The sequence below is a fragment of the Butyrivibrio sp. M55 genome (assembly GCF_900116865.1).
In the GTDB taxonomy this organism is placed as follows: Bacteria; Bacillota; Clostridia; order Lachnospirales; family Lachnospiraceae; genus Butyrivibrio.
Window position 1 is genome coordinate 112,461 of sequence record NZ_FPCD01000001.1, and the last position, 16,003, is coordinate 128,463.

The 16,003-nt window shown below is 41.8% G+C and carries 10 protein-coding genes; all 10 read left to right on the forward strand.

Annotated features, from left to right (window positions below):
- Positions 1-108: 108 nt before the first annotated feature.
- The 10 genes from leuB to glgB all read left to right on the forward strand — a co-directional run bounded on the left by leuB (position 109) and on the right by glgB (position 15,943).
- The gene (leuB, locus tag BM398_RS00515) at positions 109-1,212 is read left to right on the forward strand and encodes a 3-isopropylmalate dehydrogenase (RefSeq protein WP_092335980.1); all 1,104 of its coding nucleotides are present in this window, start codon (positions 109-111) and stop codon (positions 1,210-1,212) included.
- On the forward strand, positions 1,190-2,887 hold the full coding sequence (locus BM398_RS00520; protein ID WP_092335981.1) for an ArnT family glycosyltransferase: 1,698 nt from the start codon (positions 1,190-1,192) through the stop codon (positions 2,885-2,887). The genes leuB and BM398_RS00520 overlap by 23 nt, the downstream gene beginning before the upstream one ends.
- A gap of 20 nt (positions 2,888-2,907) precedes the next feature.
- Positions 2,908-4,584 (forward strand): dihydroxy-acid dehydratase, encoded by a 1,677-nt coding sequence (gene ilvD, locus BM398_RS00525; protein WP_026666851.1) that lies wholly within the window; start codon positions 2,908-2,910, stop codon positions 4,582-4,584.
- A 33-nt stretch (positions 4,585-4,617) separates the two neighbouring features.
- Positions 4,618-6,300: a biosynthetic-type acetolactate synthase large subunit gene (gene ilvB, locus BM398_RS00530; protein ID WP_026654713.1), complete on the forward strand. Its 1,683-nt coding sequence runs from the start codon at positions 4,618-4,620 to the stop codon at positions 6,298-6,300.
- A gap of 24 nt (positions 6,301-6,324) precedes the next feature.
- Complete coding sequence (locus BM398_RS00535; RefSeq protein ID WP_092335982.1) at positions 6,325-7,866, forward strand: L,D-transpeptidase; 1,542 nt, start codon at positions 6,325-6,327, stop codon at positions 7,864-7,866.
- Between the two features lie 62 nt (positions 7,867-7,928).
- A complete protein-coding gene (locus BM398_RS00540; protein ID WP_092335983.1) occupies positions 7,929-9,506 on the forward strand; it encodes a L,D-transpeptidase in 1,578 nt (525 codons plus the stop codon).
- A gap of 387 nt (positions 9,507-9,893) precedes the next feature.
- Positions 9,894-10,976 (forward strand): 3-phosphoserine/phosphohydroxythreonine transaminase, encoded by a 1,083-nt coding sequence (serC, locus tag BM398_RS00545; RefSeq protein WP_026654716.1) that lies wholly within the window; start codon positions 9,894-9,896, stop codon positions 10,974-10,976.
- A 1-nt stretch (position 10,977) separates the two neighbouring features.
- A complete protein-coding gene (locus BM398_RS00550) occupies positions 10,978-12,147 on the forward strand; it encodes a phosphoglycerate dehydrogenase (RefSeq protein WP_092335984.1) in 1,170 nt (389 codons plus the stop codon).
- 2 nt (positions 12,148-12,149) lie between these two features.
- Positions 12,150-13,388, forward strand: a complete 1,239-nt coding sequence (locus BM398_RS00555) for a DUF1015 domain-containing protein (protein ID WP_092335985.1) — start codon at positions 12,150-12,152, stop codon at positions 13,386-13,388.
- Between the two features lie 98 nt (positions 13,389-13,486).
- Positions 13,487-15,943 (forward strand): 1,4-alpha-glucan branching protein GlgB, encoded by a 2,457-nt coding sequence (gene glgB / locus BM398_RS00560; RefSeq protein WP_092335986.1) that lies wholly within the window; start codon positions 13,487-13,489, stop codon positions 15,941-15,943.
- The last annotated feature ends 60 nt before the right edge of the window (positions 15,944-16,003 follow it).

Consider the following 16,003-nt stretch of genomic DNA (forward strand, 5'->3'; position numbering starts at 1 on the left):
TGTTAAGCCTGATTGGTGCTTGCGCACTCAATCGGGCTTTATTGCATAATGAGATGAAAAACATTAAGTTATGACTTAAAAAATACATTATAGAAAAGAGATACGGGTATGAAGCTTAATATTACATGTATTCCGGGTGACGGAATAGGACCTGAAATTGTTACCGAAGCAAAGAAAGTTCTTGATAAAGTTGCTTCAGAATTTGGACATTCCATCGAATATAAGGATATTCTGATGGGCGGTTGCTCAATCGATGTTCACGGAGTGCCTCTTACAGATGAGGCTATTGAAGATGCAAAGGCTGCCGATGCCGTACTTATGGGATCAATCGGCGGTAATACATCAACATCCCCTTGGTATAAACTTGAGCCTTCACTCAGACCTGAGGCAGGTCTTTTGAAACTCAGAAAGGCTCTTAATCTTTTTGCAAATTTGAGACCTGCATATCTGTATCCTCAGCTCAAGGATGCATGTCCTTTGAAAGAGGCTGTTGCGGATAAAGGTTTTGATATGCTCATTATGAGAGAGCTTACAGGCGGTCTTTACTTTGGTGACAGATTTACCAAGGAAGAAGACGGAGAGCTTGTAGCTACAGATACACTTGTTTACAGAGAGAGCGAGATCAGAAGAATTGCGATCCGTGCTTTTGATGTTGCAAGAAAGCGCAGAAAGAGCGTTATTAGCGTAGATAAGGCCAACGTTCTTGATTCTTCAAGACTTTGGAGAAAAGTTGTTGAAGAGGTTAAGAAAGACTATCCCGACGTAACACTTGAGCATATGCTCGTTGATAACTGTGCTATGCAGCTTGTAAAAGAGCCTACACAGTTTGACGTTGTTCTTACAGAGAACATGTTCGGTGATATTCTTTCTGATGAAGCAAGTATGATCACGGGATCTATCGGAATGCTTCCGAGTGCTTCACTTAACGATACAAGCTTCGGACTGTATGAACCCAGTCACGGAAGCGCTCCCGACATTGCGGGAAAAGATATTGCAAATCCCATTGCCACTGTACTTTCTGCGGCAATGATGCTCAGATATTCCTTTAACCTTGATAAGGAAGCGGATGCTATAGAAAATGCCGTTCGCAAGGTTTTGGAAGACGGTTACAGGACAACAGATCTTTTGCCTAAGGGTCAGGAAGATAACTTTAAACTTGTCGGTTGTCGCATGATGGGAGACTTATTGGTTGAACGGATCAGTAATTGCTAAAACTGAAAAGAAAATAAATGAACTTCTTCCGCAAAGCCCCGAAGGAATGGCGGTTACTCTTTTTGTGATCGCGATGGCTTCTTATTATCTGTGGAGAATGTTTGCGATAACTCCGAATTACGATGAGCTTTATACATATTATAATTTTGTTTCGAGAGGTCCTTTGTATTCAGCTATACATTGGCCTCTTCCGAACAATCATGTGGGATATTCGATCCTGTCGGCATTGCTTTATCGCTGCGGCAATTCTTACATAGCTTTAAGAGGCGTTTCGTATGTTGCCGCTATTGTAAATCTGATCCTTGTATACAGGATCTGCAGGAAGTATTATTCCCATGCGATTCCGTTCGGAGCTGTCGTGCTCTATGCATCGATGCAGATAGTAAATGATTACAGCGTGCTCGGAAGAGGATATACACTTGCTACGACATGTTTTCTTCTTTCGATATATTACATAGGTTATATTTGCAGGCTGGGAGCCGATAAGAAGTCGTATTACTATTTGTTCGGAGGAACGCTGGTTCTTGGGATGTATATTGTTCCGAGCAGCATATACTGGGTTGTGCCGGTATGGGCTTCGGGTGCTATATTTCTTTTCATCAATGCGATGAGAAGTAAGGGCGTATACAGTTCAATCTCCGAAAACATCTATTACGGGAAACTTCGCAAGCTGCTTGATACGGCGGTAGTTTCTATGACGATTGTCATATTGTTATATATGATAATTTGGCTCGCAATCGGATCTAACATACTTGTGAGTTCGGAAGATTCAGCATTTTTTGAATTATCTCATTTTAGTGTTATTATTAAAGCGCCTCTTAAATCAGTCATGACCGGAATGAAGTATATGATGTCTCATTCCTATATCCAAAGGCTTTCTTCGGCGGCTTTTGGAAAAAGGTTATGTTCATGGTTTATGAGCCTTTTAAATTCTTTGGTGCCGAAGTTTAGCATCATGACACTTTTATTCCTGCTGATAAGCCTGGGATGCTTGTTTTATGAATGCTTTAAACATTTTGAATACAGCAGGACTGTGATCAATCTTGTTGTTATCGTAAACCTGATGTTTCTTGGCATTGTTTTATTTTCACTTCATACATTGCCATATCTTCGCATTTTTGGTTATGTTGCATTTGTTATTGTCTTGTGCGTCTGCACGGCGCTTGAAAGACTCATAAATGTGGGCATAAGACTGTATAACCGGAGAAAACTCATCGCAAGAGGTGATGAGGGGATCAAATCTCATGAAGAGATAGAAACGGTTGAAAAAGGCGATAAATGGTACTCGGGTATCGGAATTTATATACCTGTTATTGTAATAGTGATCCTTTTTATTTTCAGATTTTTTGACCCCGGATTTAGTTGTCAGATAGCTGAAAGAGAAAACAATGTGTTTAACACGCTTTATGTCGCTGAAGTGACAAAGAGACAAAGTATCGCAGTATTAGACTGCGATCAGCAATATCTTCTAAAGTTTGGCTGGGATATTGATTGCGACAAGACAGACGTTGAAGGTGCCGATTGCGTATTGCTTGATAAGAATATGTTTGATCCGAATTATAACGGAGAAGATCTTTGGAAGTTCTATCAGACATACAGGACGATCGATTGGGATTACTTATCTTCAATGCACGTAAGATATGAGAATGACAAATTTATTTTATATACCAAGTAAAAGGAGAAAAGATTATGGCTATGAACAGTGACAGAGTTATGGAGGGCGTTCAGCAGGCTCCTCACAGAAGTTTGTTTAATGCTCTTGGATTTACTGAAGAAGAGAGAAAGAGACCTCTTATTGGAATCGTTAGTTCTTATAATGAAATAGTTCCCGGACATATGAATCTTGATAAGATCACGGAAGCTGTAAAACTTGCGGTAGCAGAAGCGGGCGGTATGCCTGTTGTTGTTCCCGCTATTGCTGTATGTGACGGTATCGCAATGGGACACATCGGAATGAAGTATTCTCTTGTTACAAGAGACCTTATTGCAGACAGCACAGAGTGTCTTGCAACAGCTCATGCTTTTGACGGAATGGTATGCATTCCCAACTGCGACAAGAACGTTCCAGGTCTTCTTATGGCGGCTGCAAGGGTTAATATACCTACAGTATTTGTATCAGGCGGTCCTATGATGGCAGGAAGAGTTGATGGACATAAGACATCTCTTTCATCAATGTTTGAGGCTGTAGGAAGTGTTTCTGCAGGAAAAATGACAAACGAGAAGCTTTGTGAGTACGAAGAGAAGGCTTGTCCTACCTGCGGTTCATGTTCAGGTATGTACACTGCAAATTCAATGAACTGTCTCACAGAAGCAATCGGTATGGGACTTCCCGGAAACGGAACAATCCCCGCTGTATACTCAGCACGTATCAGACTTGCTAAGCATGCCGGCTACGCGGTAATGAATCTTATCGAGAAGAATATCAGACCAAGAGATATCATGACAAAAGAGGCATTTATGAATGCCATGGCAATGGATATGGCTCTTGGATGTTCAACAAATACAATGCTTCACCTTCCTGCGATTGCGCATGAAGCAGGCGTTGATCTTAATATGGAAATCGCTAATGAAGTATCAAGCAGAACACCTAACCTTTGTCACCTTGCACCTGCAGGTCCCACATATATGGAAGACCTCAACGAGGCAGGCGGTGTACTTGCGGTTATGTCTGAGCTTGTTAAAAAGAACCTTATCAATACAGACCTTATCACGGTTACAGGTAAGACAATCAAGGAAAATCTTGAGGGCGTAAAGAATCTCAATCCCGAAGTTATCAGGCCTATTGAGAATCCTTACATGCAGTCGGGCGGAATTGCCGTTCTTAAGGGTAACATTGCTCCCGATACAGGTGTTGTCAAGAAGTCTGCGGTTGTTCCTGAGATGCTTGTTCATGAAGGACCTGCCAGAGTATTCGACTGTGAGGAAGATGCTATCGAGGCAATTCTTACAGGTAAGATTGTGGCAGGAGATGTTGTTGTTATCAGATATGAAGGACCTAAGGGCGGCCCCGGAATGAGAGAGATGCTCAATCCTACATCAGCTATTGCAGGAAGAGGACTCGGATCATCTGTTGCTCTTATTACGGACGGAAGATTCTCAGGAGCCAGCAGAGGAGCGTCTATCGGACATGTTTCTCCTGAGGCTGCTGTAGGCGGACCGATCGCTCTTATTGAGGAAGGTGATATCATCAGCATCGATATTCCTAATAATGCACTTAATGTTAAGGTCTCTGATGAAGAGCTTGCCAAGAGAAGAGAAAAATGGCAGCCCAGAGAGCCTAAGATCACAACAGGTTATCTTGCAAGATACAGAGAACTTGTTACAAGCGGAAACAGAGGAGCAATCCTTGAGATTCCCGGAACTTCAAAATAATTCGAATAAATCTTATAGGATGGTACATTTAAAATGCAGTTAAACGGGTCACAGATAGTTTTAGAGTGTCTTAAAGAGCAGGGAGTAGATACCATATTCGGTTATCCCGGCGGAAGTATTCTTAATATTTATGATGAACTTTACAAGCAGAGTGATGATTTTCTTCATATCAGAACTTCTCATGAGCAGGGAGCTGCCCATGCTGCAGACGGATATGCAAGATCTACGGGTAAGGTTGGCGTATGTTTTGCAACAAGCGGCCCCGGAGCAACGAATCTTGTAACAGGTATTGCTACGGCATATATGGATTCTGTTCCTATGGTAGCGATAACATGTAACGTAAATCTTCCTCTTTTGGGAAAAGATACTTTCCAGGAAGCTGATATTGCGGGAATAACTATGCCTATCACAAAGCATGGTTTTATCGTAAAAGACGTAAAAGAACTGGCAGATACTTTGAGGAAAGCATTTAAGATTGCAAGCACCGGAAGACCGGGTCCTGTTATCGTAGATATTACAAAAGATGTAACAGCAAAAAGCTGTGAATTTAAAAAAATAAAAAAAGTTGCTGACAAATCGACGATAAAGACATATACTGATGATAACATTAATGTAACAATCAAAATGTTAAAAGCATCAAAAAGACCTTTCATTTATGTGGGAGGTGGTGCTATTATCTCAGGCGCTTCCAAAGAGGTATTGGAGTTTGCTGAGAAGTTTGATTGTCCGGTTTGCGACACACTTATGGGCAAGGGGGCTTTCGACGGTACACATCCCCTTTATACCGGCATGATCGGTATGCACGGCACAAAAGCTTCCAATTACGGCGTAAGTGAGTGCGACCTGCTGGTTACCTTAGGAGCAAGATTCTCTGACAGAGTAACCGGTAACACTAAGACTTTTGCATCAAAAGCGAAGATTCTGCAGATAGATATCGACGCTGCTGAGATCAATAAGAATATCAGAACAAGTTATTCCATAGTCGGAGATCTGAAGGAGGTTCTTTCTGAGATAAACGCTAAGCTTGATCAGATGGATCACACCGAATGGAAGGAAAAGATAAACGGATACAAGGAAAAGTTTCCTTTGAGCTATGAGACGGATAAGCTCACATGTCCGTATATCATCGAGACACTTTATAAGCTTACTGAGGGTAATGCCATTGTTTCAACTGATGTAGGACAGCATCAGATGTGGACAGCCCAGTATTATAAGTTTAGAAAGCCGAGGACATTCCTTACATCAGGTGGCCTTGGAACTATGGGTTACGGACTTGGAGCATGTATTGGTGCAAAAGTAGGAAATCCTGATAAAGTCTGCGTAAATATTACGGGAGACGGATGCTTCAGGATGAACATGCAGGAGCTTGCGACTGCATCGGGTTATGGCCTTCCTATTGTTGAGATCATAATAAACAACAAAGTTCTGGGAATGGTAAGACAGTGGCAGACACTGTTTTATGAAAAACATTATTCTCAGACGGTATTTGAGGATAAGGTTGACTATTGTATGGTAGCCAAAGCACTTGGTTGTGAGGCTGTCAGGATCACCAAGAAGGAGGAAGTTGAACCTGCTCTTAAGAAGGCGTTAAGTTCAAAAGTACCGATCGTCCTTGATTGTGTTATTGAAGAGGATGACAAGGTATTTCCGATGGTACCTGCAGGCGCTTCAATTAGTGAAGCTTTCGATGCAAGCGATATAGAAGGGGAGAAGTAATTATGTTTTGGGGAAAGAGAGTAAATGAATGTACGGACAAAATTAATCGGGCGCATTGTGCTCCTGATTATTTCGGCGTTGGTAGTGCTCTATTTGATCATCGGGTACTACTACAGCAAAGGATTTCCTTGTGCAGCTAAAGTAAACGGAATTAAATGCACAGGAAAAAGCGTAGCGGAGGTGAATTCCGAACTATGTAAAACAATTCAGTATCCGGGAATAAATGTTGTTGACAGAAACGGTTCAACATTGTTTATTAGTGCTGAGGACCTTGGGTTTACAGTGGATTATACCGAAGAACTCAATAAGTTTATTTCCGAGCAGAATGCTTTATCATGGGGAGTATATGTTTTTAAAGGACTGACAGGCTCTGTACAGCCCAGTATCAGTTATGATAAAGAAAAACTTGATAATATAATCGCCGGCTGGGATATATTTGTTCCTGACGAAACAAGGGATGTCTCTATTGTTAATACAGAAAACGGGTATGAACTTAAGAATACTCTTTTGAGCACTCCCATAAGGGAAAATATAGCTCAGGTTGTAGGCGATGCAGCTATGCAGATGCAAGGTGAGCTGGATCTTTCTTCCGAACAGTTTGATAACTGCTATGAACCCGTTACGCTTACGGAAGAACAGCAGACAATTGTTGATTTCTACGGAAAGTTACAGCGAATCCTTAATTGCGGCATTACTTATCAGTTTGGAAATGATACAATTCCGCTTAAGGGCGAAGTTGTTAATGGATTTCTTTTGACTTATGATCAGCTCTCGGGAGATGTTTATGACTATGAAAATCCCGGGCTTGGAAGATTTATTTCCGGAAGTAACGAAGTTGGCATTTCGGCGGACACTGTTCGTGATCTTGAAGGCTTTGCCGTTACTTCGGACAATGAACCGCTTATATCTGAGGCAAGACTCTACGATTTCTTTTACCAGAAGCAGAAATTGTGCGATGCGCCAACTATGCTTAGGAGGTATCAGAACGGTGAAGATGTCGATATAATTTGCCCGAAAGACAGAAACGGCAGTACTTTTGTATTTGATCATAATGCCGAATATAAACACTTGATAGAAGCTTTTACATCGGGATCGTTTGAACAGGAAGAGACCAGAAATCTTACGAATCCGAAGAAGGTTGATGTCTTCAATGCCAAGAAAGCACTTGGCGGAACATATATTGAACTTGATATAGCGAACCAACACCTGTATTATTATAGGAATGGAGAAGTCTATATAGATACTTTGATCGTATCCGGTACTATGCTTGGAGGTCACGGAACTCCTGCAGGTCTTTTCCATGTATATGATAAGCAAAGAAACAAAGTATTAGTAGGAGAGGACTATGAATGTCCGGTTGAATATTGGATGCGTTTGACCGACACTGGAGTAGGTATTCATGATGCTTGGTGGCAGGAATCGTTTGGCGGTGAGATATATCGTGAATCAGGATCGCACGGATGCATAAATTGCCCTCCTTACATAGCTCGTCTTCTCTATGAAAATGTTAAAGAGCAGACACCGGTTATTGTTTATTACAGAAGTTCGGTGACTTACTCATACTAGTGCTCTGTCAGGGTGATCAGACGGTCAGTCGGGCGGATCACTTAAAGAATACGAGAGAGTGAATGAAAGATAAGACTAAACTAATCGTGCGAATTGCAGCCCCGGCTTTTGCCGGATTGGTTGTACTGTATCTGATCATCGGATATTTTTACAGCAAAGGTTTCCCTTGCTGCACCTGGGTTAATGGGGTGTACTGCACGGGAAAGAGTGTTGAACAGGTTAATTCCGAATTATGCAGTAAATTTGATTACAAAGGAATAACCATTAAGGATCAGAACGGAGCAACACTTTTTGTAAGCGCTAAGGATATGGATTTTAACATAGATTATACGGATGCGCTCAAAGAGTTTATTAAGAATCAAAATGCTTTGTCATGGGGAATATATATTTTTAAGGGACTTGCCGGTCAGGTTGAGCCCAATATTACCTGTGATGAGAAGAAACTTGCAAAGATAGTTGGGGATTGGGAAATATTCGTACCACAGGATACTTTGGATGTATCCATTGTTAAAAACGATAAAGGGTACGAGCTTAAGAACGAATTATTGTCGGTTCCGAATAAGGATAATATTATTAAGGCTGTAGATGTTGCTGCGCTTAATGCTGCGGCAGATATAGATCTTACAGCAAAAGATTATAAGGACTGTTACGGTCCCATCAAACCGAATGCCACGCAGCAGGAAGTTATCGATCTTTATTCGAAGATTGAACCGATTATTAATTGCAATATTACTTATATTTTTGGAAGTAAAAAGATTCCTTTGAAAGACGGAACAGCAAGTAAATTCTTGCTTACCAATGAGGAGATGAAGGAAGGAACGGAAGATTATGAGTACGATAATCCGGGACGCGGCCGTTATATTGCGGGCAGCTCAGAAGTGGGCCTTTCGGATGTACGTAATCTCCAGGGGTTCGTGGTCACTCAGAACGGCGATCCTTTGATCTCCGAAGCGAGAATTTATGATTTCTTTTATAAGATGGTTAAGGCCGGTTATACCGCGGACGCCCTTGAACGTTACAAGAACGGCGAGGATGTTGAGATAATGGTTCCCAAGAACAACCGTGCCGGTAATCCGAAGATCTTTGATAACGTCGCTGAATATAATTACCTGAAGAAGGTATTTACTTCGGGAGCGGGCAATCAGAAGATTGACGAAAAGAAAGACGACAAGAAGGAAGAAAATAAGGACGAGACCGGCGAAGAAGTAAGGGAACTTACCAATGAGAATAAGGTTGATTGTATCAATGCCAAGAATGATCTCGGTAGTACATATATTGAAGTGGATGTTTCCAATCAGCATCTGTATTACTATGTAGACGGAGTGGTAAGTATCGAGACAGATGTTGTTACGGGAGATATGTCCAAGGGACACGGAACCCCGAGCGGATACTATAAAGCTTACGATAAGCAGAGAGAGAAGACTCTTCGAGGCGATGATTATGAGACTCTTGTTCATTATTGGATGAGACTTAACAATGCGGGAATCGGTATTCACGACGCTTACTGGAAGCATGAATTCGGAGGCGATATATATTTGCATAATGGATCCCACGGGTGCATAAACTGTCCTCCGGATATGGCGGAATTGTTGTGGAACAATGTAAAAAGTAAGACACCGGTAATCGTTTATTACAGATAATCGGTAAATTATTCATAAGTTTTATATGAGAATGTATTTATGAAATTCTCTTGGCAATGTTTTTGAATGTTGTCGAGAGAATTTTTTTTGAGAAAATGCAAGAAAAATTTGAAAAAAAATTGAGAGAAATTTGAAATTTTTGAGAGGGCATTTTTAGAAGGATACAGTAAAGATAAATTTGTTCAAACACAGTTAATATCCGGAATTGTGGGGGAATGATTCACGGTTGAATAAAAAAGTGTGTATTAATAATGCAACTAAAAATAATAAAATAACACGCATTATGGAATGACGTTCTTGACATTTTTTGAATTGAGTATAGAATGAAATTTATGAGTTATTTTAGCGTATTAAACTATTAAATCGTCTATAGGAGGACAAAAAGAAATGTCTAGAGTTTATAATTTTTCTGCCGGCCCGGCAGTGCTTCCTGAGGAAGTGCTTAAGAAAGCAGCAGCAGAGATGCTTGATTACAACGGATGTGGTATGTCTATCAACGAGATGAGCCACAGATCAAAGACTTTCGATGAAGTTATTCAGACTGCAGAGCAGGATATCAGGGATCTTATGAACATCCCCGACAATTATAAGGTTCTCTTTTTACAGGGAGGCGCAAGCCAGCAGTTCGCAGCTGTTCCTCTTAACCTTATGAAGAACGGCAAGGCTGCATATATTGTAACAGGTCAGTGGGCTAAGAAGGCTTATCAGGAGGCTCAGAAGTACGGAGAGGCTATCGAGGTTGCTTCTAGTGCGGATAAGACTTTCTCATACATTCCCGATTGCTCAGATCTTGATATTCCTGAGGATGCTGACTACGTTTATATTTGTGAGAACAATACAATTTACGGAACAAAGTTCAAGACACTTCCCAACACAAAGGGACATATCCTTGTTTCTGACGTATCATCATGCTTCCTTTCAGAGCCTGTTGATGTAACAAAGTATGGCGTTATCTACGGCGGTGTTCAGAAGAACGTTGGACCTGCAGGTCTTGTTATCGCTATTATCAGAGAAGATCTCATCACTGATGATGTTCCCGCATACACACCTACAATGCTTAAGTGGAAGACTCAGGCTGATAACGGATCTCTTTACAACACACCTAACTGCTGGAGCATCTACATGTGCGGTCTCGTATTCAAGTGGCTCAAGGAACAGGGCGGTCTTGAGGAGATGAAGAAGAGAAACGAAGCTAAGGCTAAGGTTCTTTATGATTATCTCGACCAGAGCAAGATGTTCAAGGGAACAGTAAGACCTGAGGACAGATCACTTATGAACGTTCCTTTCGTTACAGACAGCGAAGAGCTCAATGCTAAGTTCATCAAGGAAGCTACAGCTGCAGGATTTGTAAGCCTTAAGGGACACAGAACAGTTGGCGGTATGAGAGCTAGTATCTATAACGCAATGCCTATCGAGGGTGTTCAGAAACTCGTAGAATTCATGGCTAAGTTTGAGAAGGAGAACAGCTGATATGTACAAGTATAAATGCATGAACCCGATTGCAAAGATCGGTCTTAATAATTTCACAGATGAGTATCAGACAGTAGACAATGTTGATGATGCAGAAGGCATTCTTGTAAGAAGTGCCAACATGCTTGAGATGGAGTTTTCAGACAACCTTCTTGCTATCGCAAGAGCAGGTGCCGGTGTAAACAATATTCCTCTCGACAGATGTGCTGAGAAGGGTATCGTTGTATTCAACACTCCCGGTGCAAACGCTAACGGTGTTAAGGAGATGGTTCTTGCTGCAATGCTTATCGCATCAAGAGATATCATCGGCGGAACAGAGTGGGTTAAGGCCAATGCAGGCGATCCTGACATTGCAAAGCTCACAGAGAAGTCAAAGAAGAAGTTCGCAGGAACTGAGATCTTTGGTAAGAAGCTTGGTATCATCGGACTCGGAGCTATCGGTGTAAGAGTTGCGAATGCCGCAAGACAGCTTGGTATGGATGTTTACGGATACGATCCTTATCTTTCAATCGACGCTGCTTGGAGACTTTCATCTGACGTTAAGCACGTAACAAATGTTGATGATATCTATTCAAAGTGCGACATCATCACAGTTCATGTTCCTGCGCTTGATTCAACAAAGGGAATGATCAATGCCGAAGCGATCGCTAAGATGAAGAAGGGTGTTATCATTATCAACCTTGCAAGAGATATTCTATGCAACGAAGTTGATGTTCTTGCAGGAATCAATTCAGGTAAGATCCGCAAGTATGTAACGGACTTCCCGAACCCTACAACATCAGGTCACGACGGATGTATCGTTATCCCTCACCTTGGAGCATCTACAGAGGAGTCTGAGGATAACTGTGCGGTTAAGGCTGTACTTGAGCTTAAGGATTACCTTGAGAACGGTAACATCAATAACTCTGTTAACTATCCCGGATGTGATATGGGAATTGCAACAAAGCCCAGAATTGCTATCTTCCACAAGAACGTAGCAAATATGATCAGTCAGTTTACAACAGTACTCGGCGAGGCTGGTTATAATATTTCAGATATGACTAATAAGTCAAAGGGTGATTTTGCTTATACTCTTATTGACCTTGAAGACAAGATAACAGATGCACTTATCAAGAAGATGGAAAAGATTGACGGTGTTATCAGAGTCAGAGTTGTAAAGAAGGAAGCATAATTATGGCAGACATCAAACCTTTTAAAGCGTATAGACCAACAAAGGATAATGTGGGAAGAGTTTCGGCTCTTCCCTATGATGTTTTTAGCAGGAAAGAAGCTTATGAAGAGGTAAAAAAGAATCCCGATTCATTTCTTGCTATAGACAGACCGGAAACTCAGTTCGCTGAGGACTACGATATGTATGCTCCGGAAGTGTATCAGAAGGCACATGATATGCTCTGGGGGCAGATTGAAAGCGGCGTCTTTGAACAGGACGAAACTAACTGCTATTACATTTATGAGCAGACAATGAATGGCAGAACACAGACAGGTATTGTTGCATGTGCATCTATTGATGATTATCTGAACAATGTTATCAAGAAGCACGAGAATACCAGGGCTGAAAAAGAAGAAGACAGGATCAAGCATGTTTATACCTGTGAAGCGCAGACAGGACCTATCTTTTTGTGCTACAGAAATAACAAGATGCTTAGCGACCTTGTAGACAAGATCAAGGAAGTTGATGAACCTGTTTATGATTTCACATCTGATGACGGTGTAAAAAACAGAGTGTGGATCATTTCAGATCTTGAAGAGACCGAGACAATTTGCAGAGTGTTTGCAACAATAGACAGTATCTATATTGCGGATGGACATCACAGATGTGCTTCTGCGGTCAAGGTTGGGCTTAAAAAGAGAGAAGAGAACGCCGGTAAGGTAAAGGGGAAGCAGCAGTATGATTATTTCCTCTCAGTTCTTTTCCCTGACAATGAGCTTATGATCATGGACTATAACAGAGTCGTAAAGGATCTTAACGGACTTACGGCCGACGAGTTCCTTGGTAAGCTTGAAGATGTGTTTGATATCGAAAAAGCTTCTGGCGCGGTTAAGCCTTCATGCAAGGGTGAGTTTGGACTTTTCCTTGAAGATAACTGGTACAAGCTTGTTGCAAAAGAGCATATTAAAAAGAGCGATGCGGTTGAAGGCCTTGATGTATCTCTTTTGCAGAACGAGGTTCTTTCTCCTATTCTTGGAATCGGTGATCCGAGGACGGATAAGAGAATTGATTTCGTTGGCGGAATAAGAGGACTTAAAGAGCTTGAGGACAGATGTCACAAGGATATGAAGCTTGCGTTTTCGATGTATCCGACATCAATCGCTGAACTGTTTGACGTTGCGGACGCGGAAAGACTTATGCCTCCAAAGTCAACATGGTTTGAACCAAAGCTTCTCAGCGGATTATTTATACATGCTATTTAAAATTGTCTGAGCAAATCGTGCAATTAATGGTACAATTAACTAAATAAAGGTTATATTCAGATTGTATTTAGATTGTATTTGATTTGGAGGGCATCACAGTGAACAGTAAATTGTACAAGATGATGAATTGGCCGGAGATTGAGGAAATTATCTACTCTGACGGAGATAATCCTCACAGAATACTTGGAGCACATAAGGTGGGTTCCAATTATCTTGTTCAGGCTTTTTTTCCGGATGCTGTATCTGTAAGCGTGTATGTCGACAATCATAAGAAGTCGTATGAGATGGAACTTGCCGATGAGGCGGGATTCTATGCTGCGATTGTTCCTTATGTTGAGAAGTTAAAATACAAATTTATCATTAAGGGTGTTGGCGGTAGCGAGACTACCGTTGTAGATCCGTATTCTTTCGAACCGCTTCTTGAGCGCGAAGATTTTATCAAGTTTGGAAGCGGAATTCATTATCATATCTATGAAAAACTCGGAGCTCATCCGATGAGGCGCGGAGGTGTGAACGGAACGCAGTTTGCTGTCTGGGCACCTTCTGCAGCCAGGGTGAGTGTTATCGGAGATTTCAATAATTGGGACGGACGTCTTTGCCAGATGCGAAGGCTCGATCCTATCGGTATTTTTGAGATATTTATCCCGGGAGCAAAAGAAAATGACGGCTATCAGTTCGAGATAAAGACAAGAAGTGGTCTTGTGTTTAAGAGACCCGATCCTTATGCGACTGAGTCGAAGGGTGAAAACGGTATTATTTCTGTAATTAATAAGCCGAGATCTATTGCGTGGACGGATCAGAAGTGGATGACGCAGCGCAGAAAGTTTGATAAGGATATGAGTTCTCTTTCTATCTGCGAGATCTCTATAGAGGCGTTTGCGGACAGACATAACGGCAAGACTGGATTTAAAGAGATTACGGCGGATATATTGGAATATGTAAAAAATCACGGCTTTGATACGGTTGAGCTTATGCCTGTAATGAAGCATGTGCCGGAGCATTTTTATCATATTCTTAATTTCTATGCGCTTGATGAGTCAAACGGTACTGCGGAAGATTTCATGAACTTTGTAAATACGATGCATAACGAAGGAATCAGGGTAATTCTTGACTGGGTTCCGACATTTTTCCCGAAGGCATCGTTTGGGCTGAGTGATTTTGACGGAAAAACTCTGTATGAATATGAGGATCCGAGAGTGGGCATCCGTCCTAAGTCGGGTGATCTTATTTTTGACTACGGAAGGAAAGAAGTTACGAATTTCCTTATTTCGAATGCTCTTTTCTGGATTGAGAACTATCATGTGGACGGTCTCAGAACTTCGGATATCTCAAGGATTCTTTATCTTGATTATGACAGAAAGCCCGGCGAGTGGATGCCGAATATTTACGGCGGAAACGAGAATCTGGAGGCGCTTGAGTTTCTTAAGCAGCTGACGGAGAATGTGCATAAGAATAATCCGGGAGTTCTTTTGATCACCAAAGAGACTGCGTGCTGGCCTCAGGTTACCGATTCTGTTGAGAACGGCGGCCTTGGCTTTGATTATAAGTGGAACAACGGCTGGACCAGGGATTTCCTCAGTTATATGAGAAACGATCCGCTGTTTAGGGCGGGACATCACGATGAGCTGACATTCAGCATGATCTATTGCTACACTGAGAGATTTGTCCTTGCGTTTACACATGAGGAACTTGAGAAGGGGCTTGAGGGGCTGTATTATATGATGCCCGGAGATTCGTATCAGAAGCTTGCAAATTTACGACTTGCGCTCAGTTATATGATGGTGCATCCCGGTAGAAAGCACATTTACATGGAGCCCGATGCGCTTACAATTGACCAGGCGGTTTATATTGAAAATATGCTTGGCAGGCTGAATGAGATATACAAAGAAAAATCTGCTCTTCACGAGGCGGACAGCTCAAACGACGGCTTTGAGTGGATAAACAATATGGCGGCCGATGAGTGCATGATCTCTTTTGCAAGGAAGAGTTCCGATGAAAAAGAGATGCTTATCGTTGTTGCCAATATGGCCGGAATCGAGAGAGAGATTGAGGTTGGTGTTCCCGCTGACGGAAGATATACGGAGGTCTTTAACAGTGACGACATTTCTTACGGCGGAAGCGGACTGCTTAACGAAGGCAAGCTTGCAGCTGTCAGAAAAGAAGTTGACGGAAGAGATTATTCTTTGAAACTTAAACTTGCACCTGTTACACTTGCGATTTTCAGCTACGTTCCTTATTCCGAGCAGGAAAAGAAAATCCGTGCGATAAAAGAGGAAGAAGAAATTAAGAAGGAGCAGGAGCGCAAAGAAAAGATCGAGGCTTTGAAAGAAAAGCAGAACGAGGAAGAGAAAATCCTTCTCAATAAACTTAAACTCAAGTATGAGAAAGAACTCGCTGAGCAAGAGCGTGCAATCGAAGAGAAGTACGAGAAGATAGAGGAAGAGCGAATCTGTGATATTGTTTCGAAGGAAGCGATAAAGAGTATTTCGTCTTCTTCAAAGTCAAAGTCGAAACGTGGAAAGACTTCGGGTTCGTCGAAAAGTAAAAAGAAATAAGGCGTGATATTGGATGTTTTGTGTTAGGGAAGAGCTTATCTGCGGATGGGCTCTTCTGTT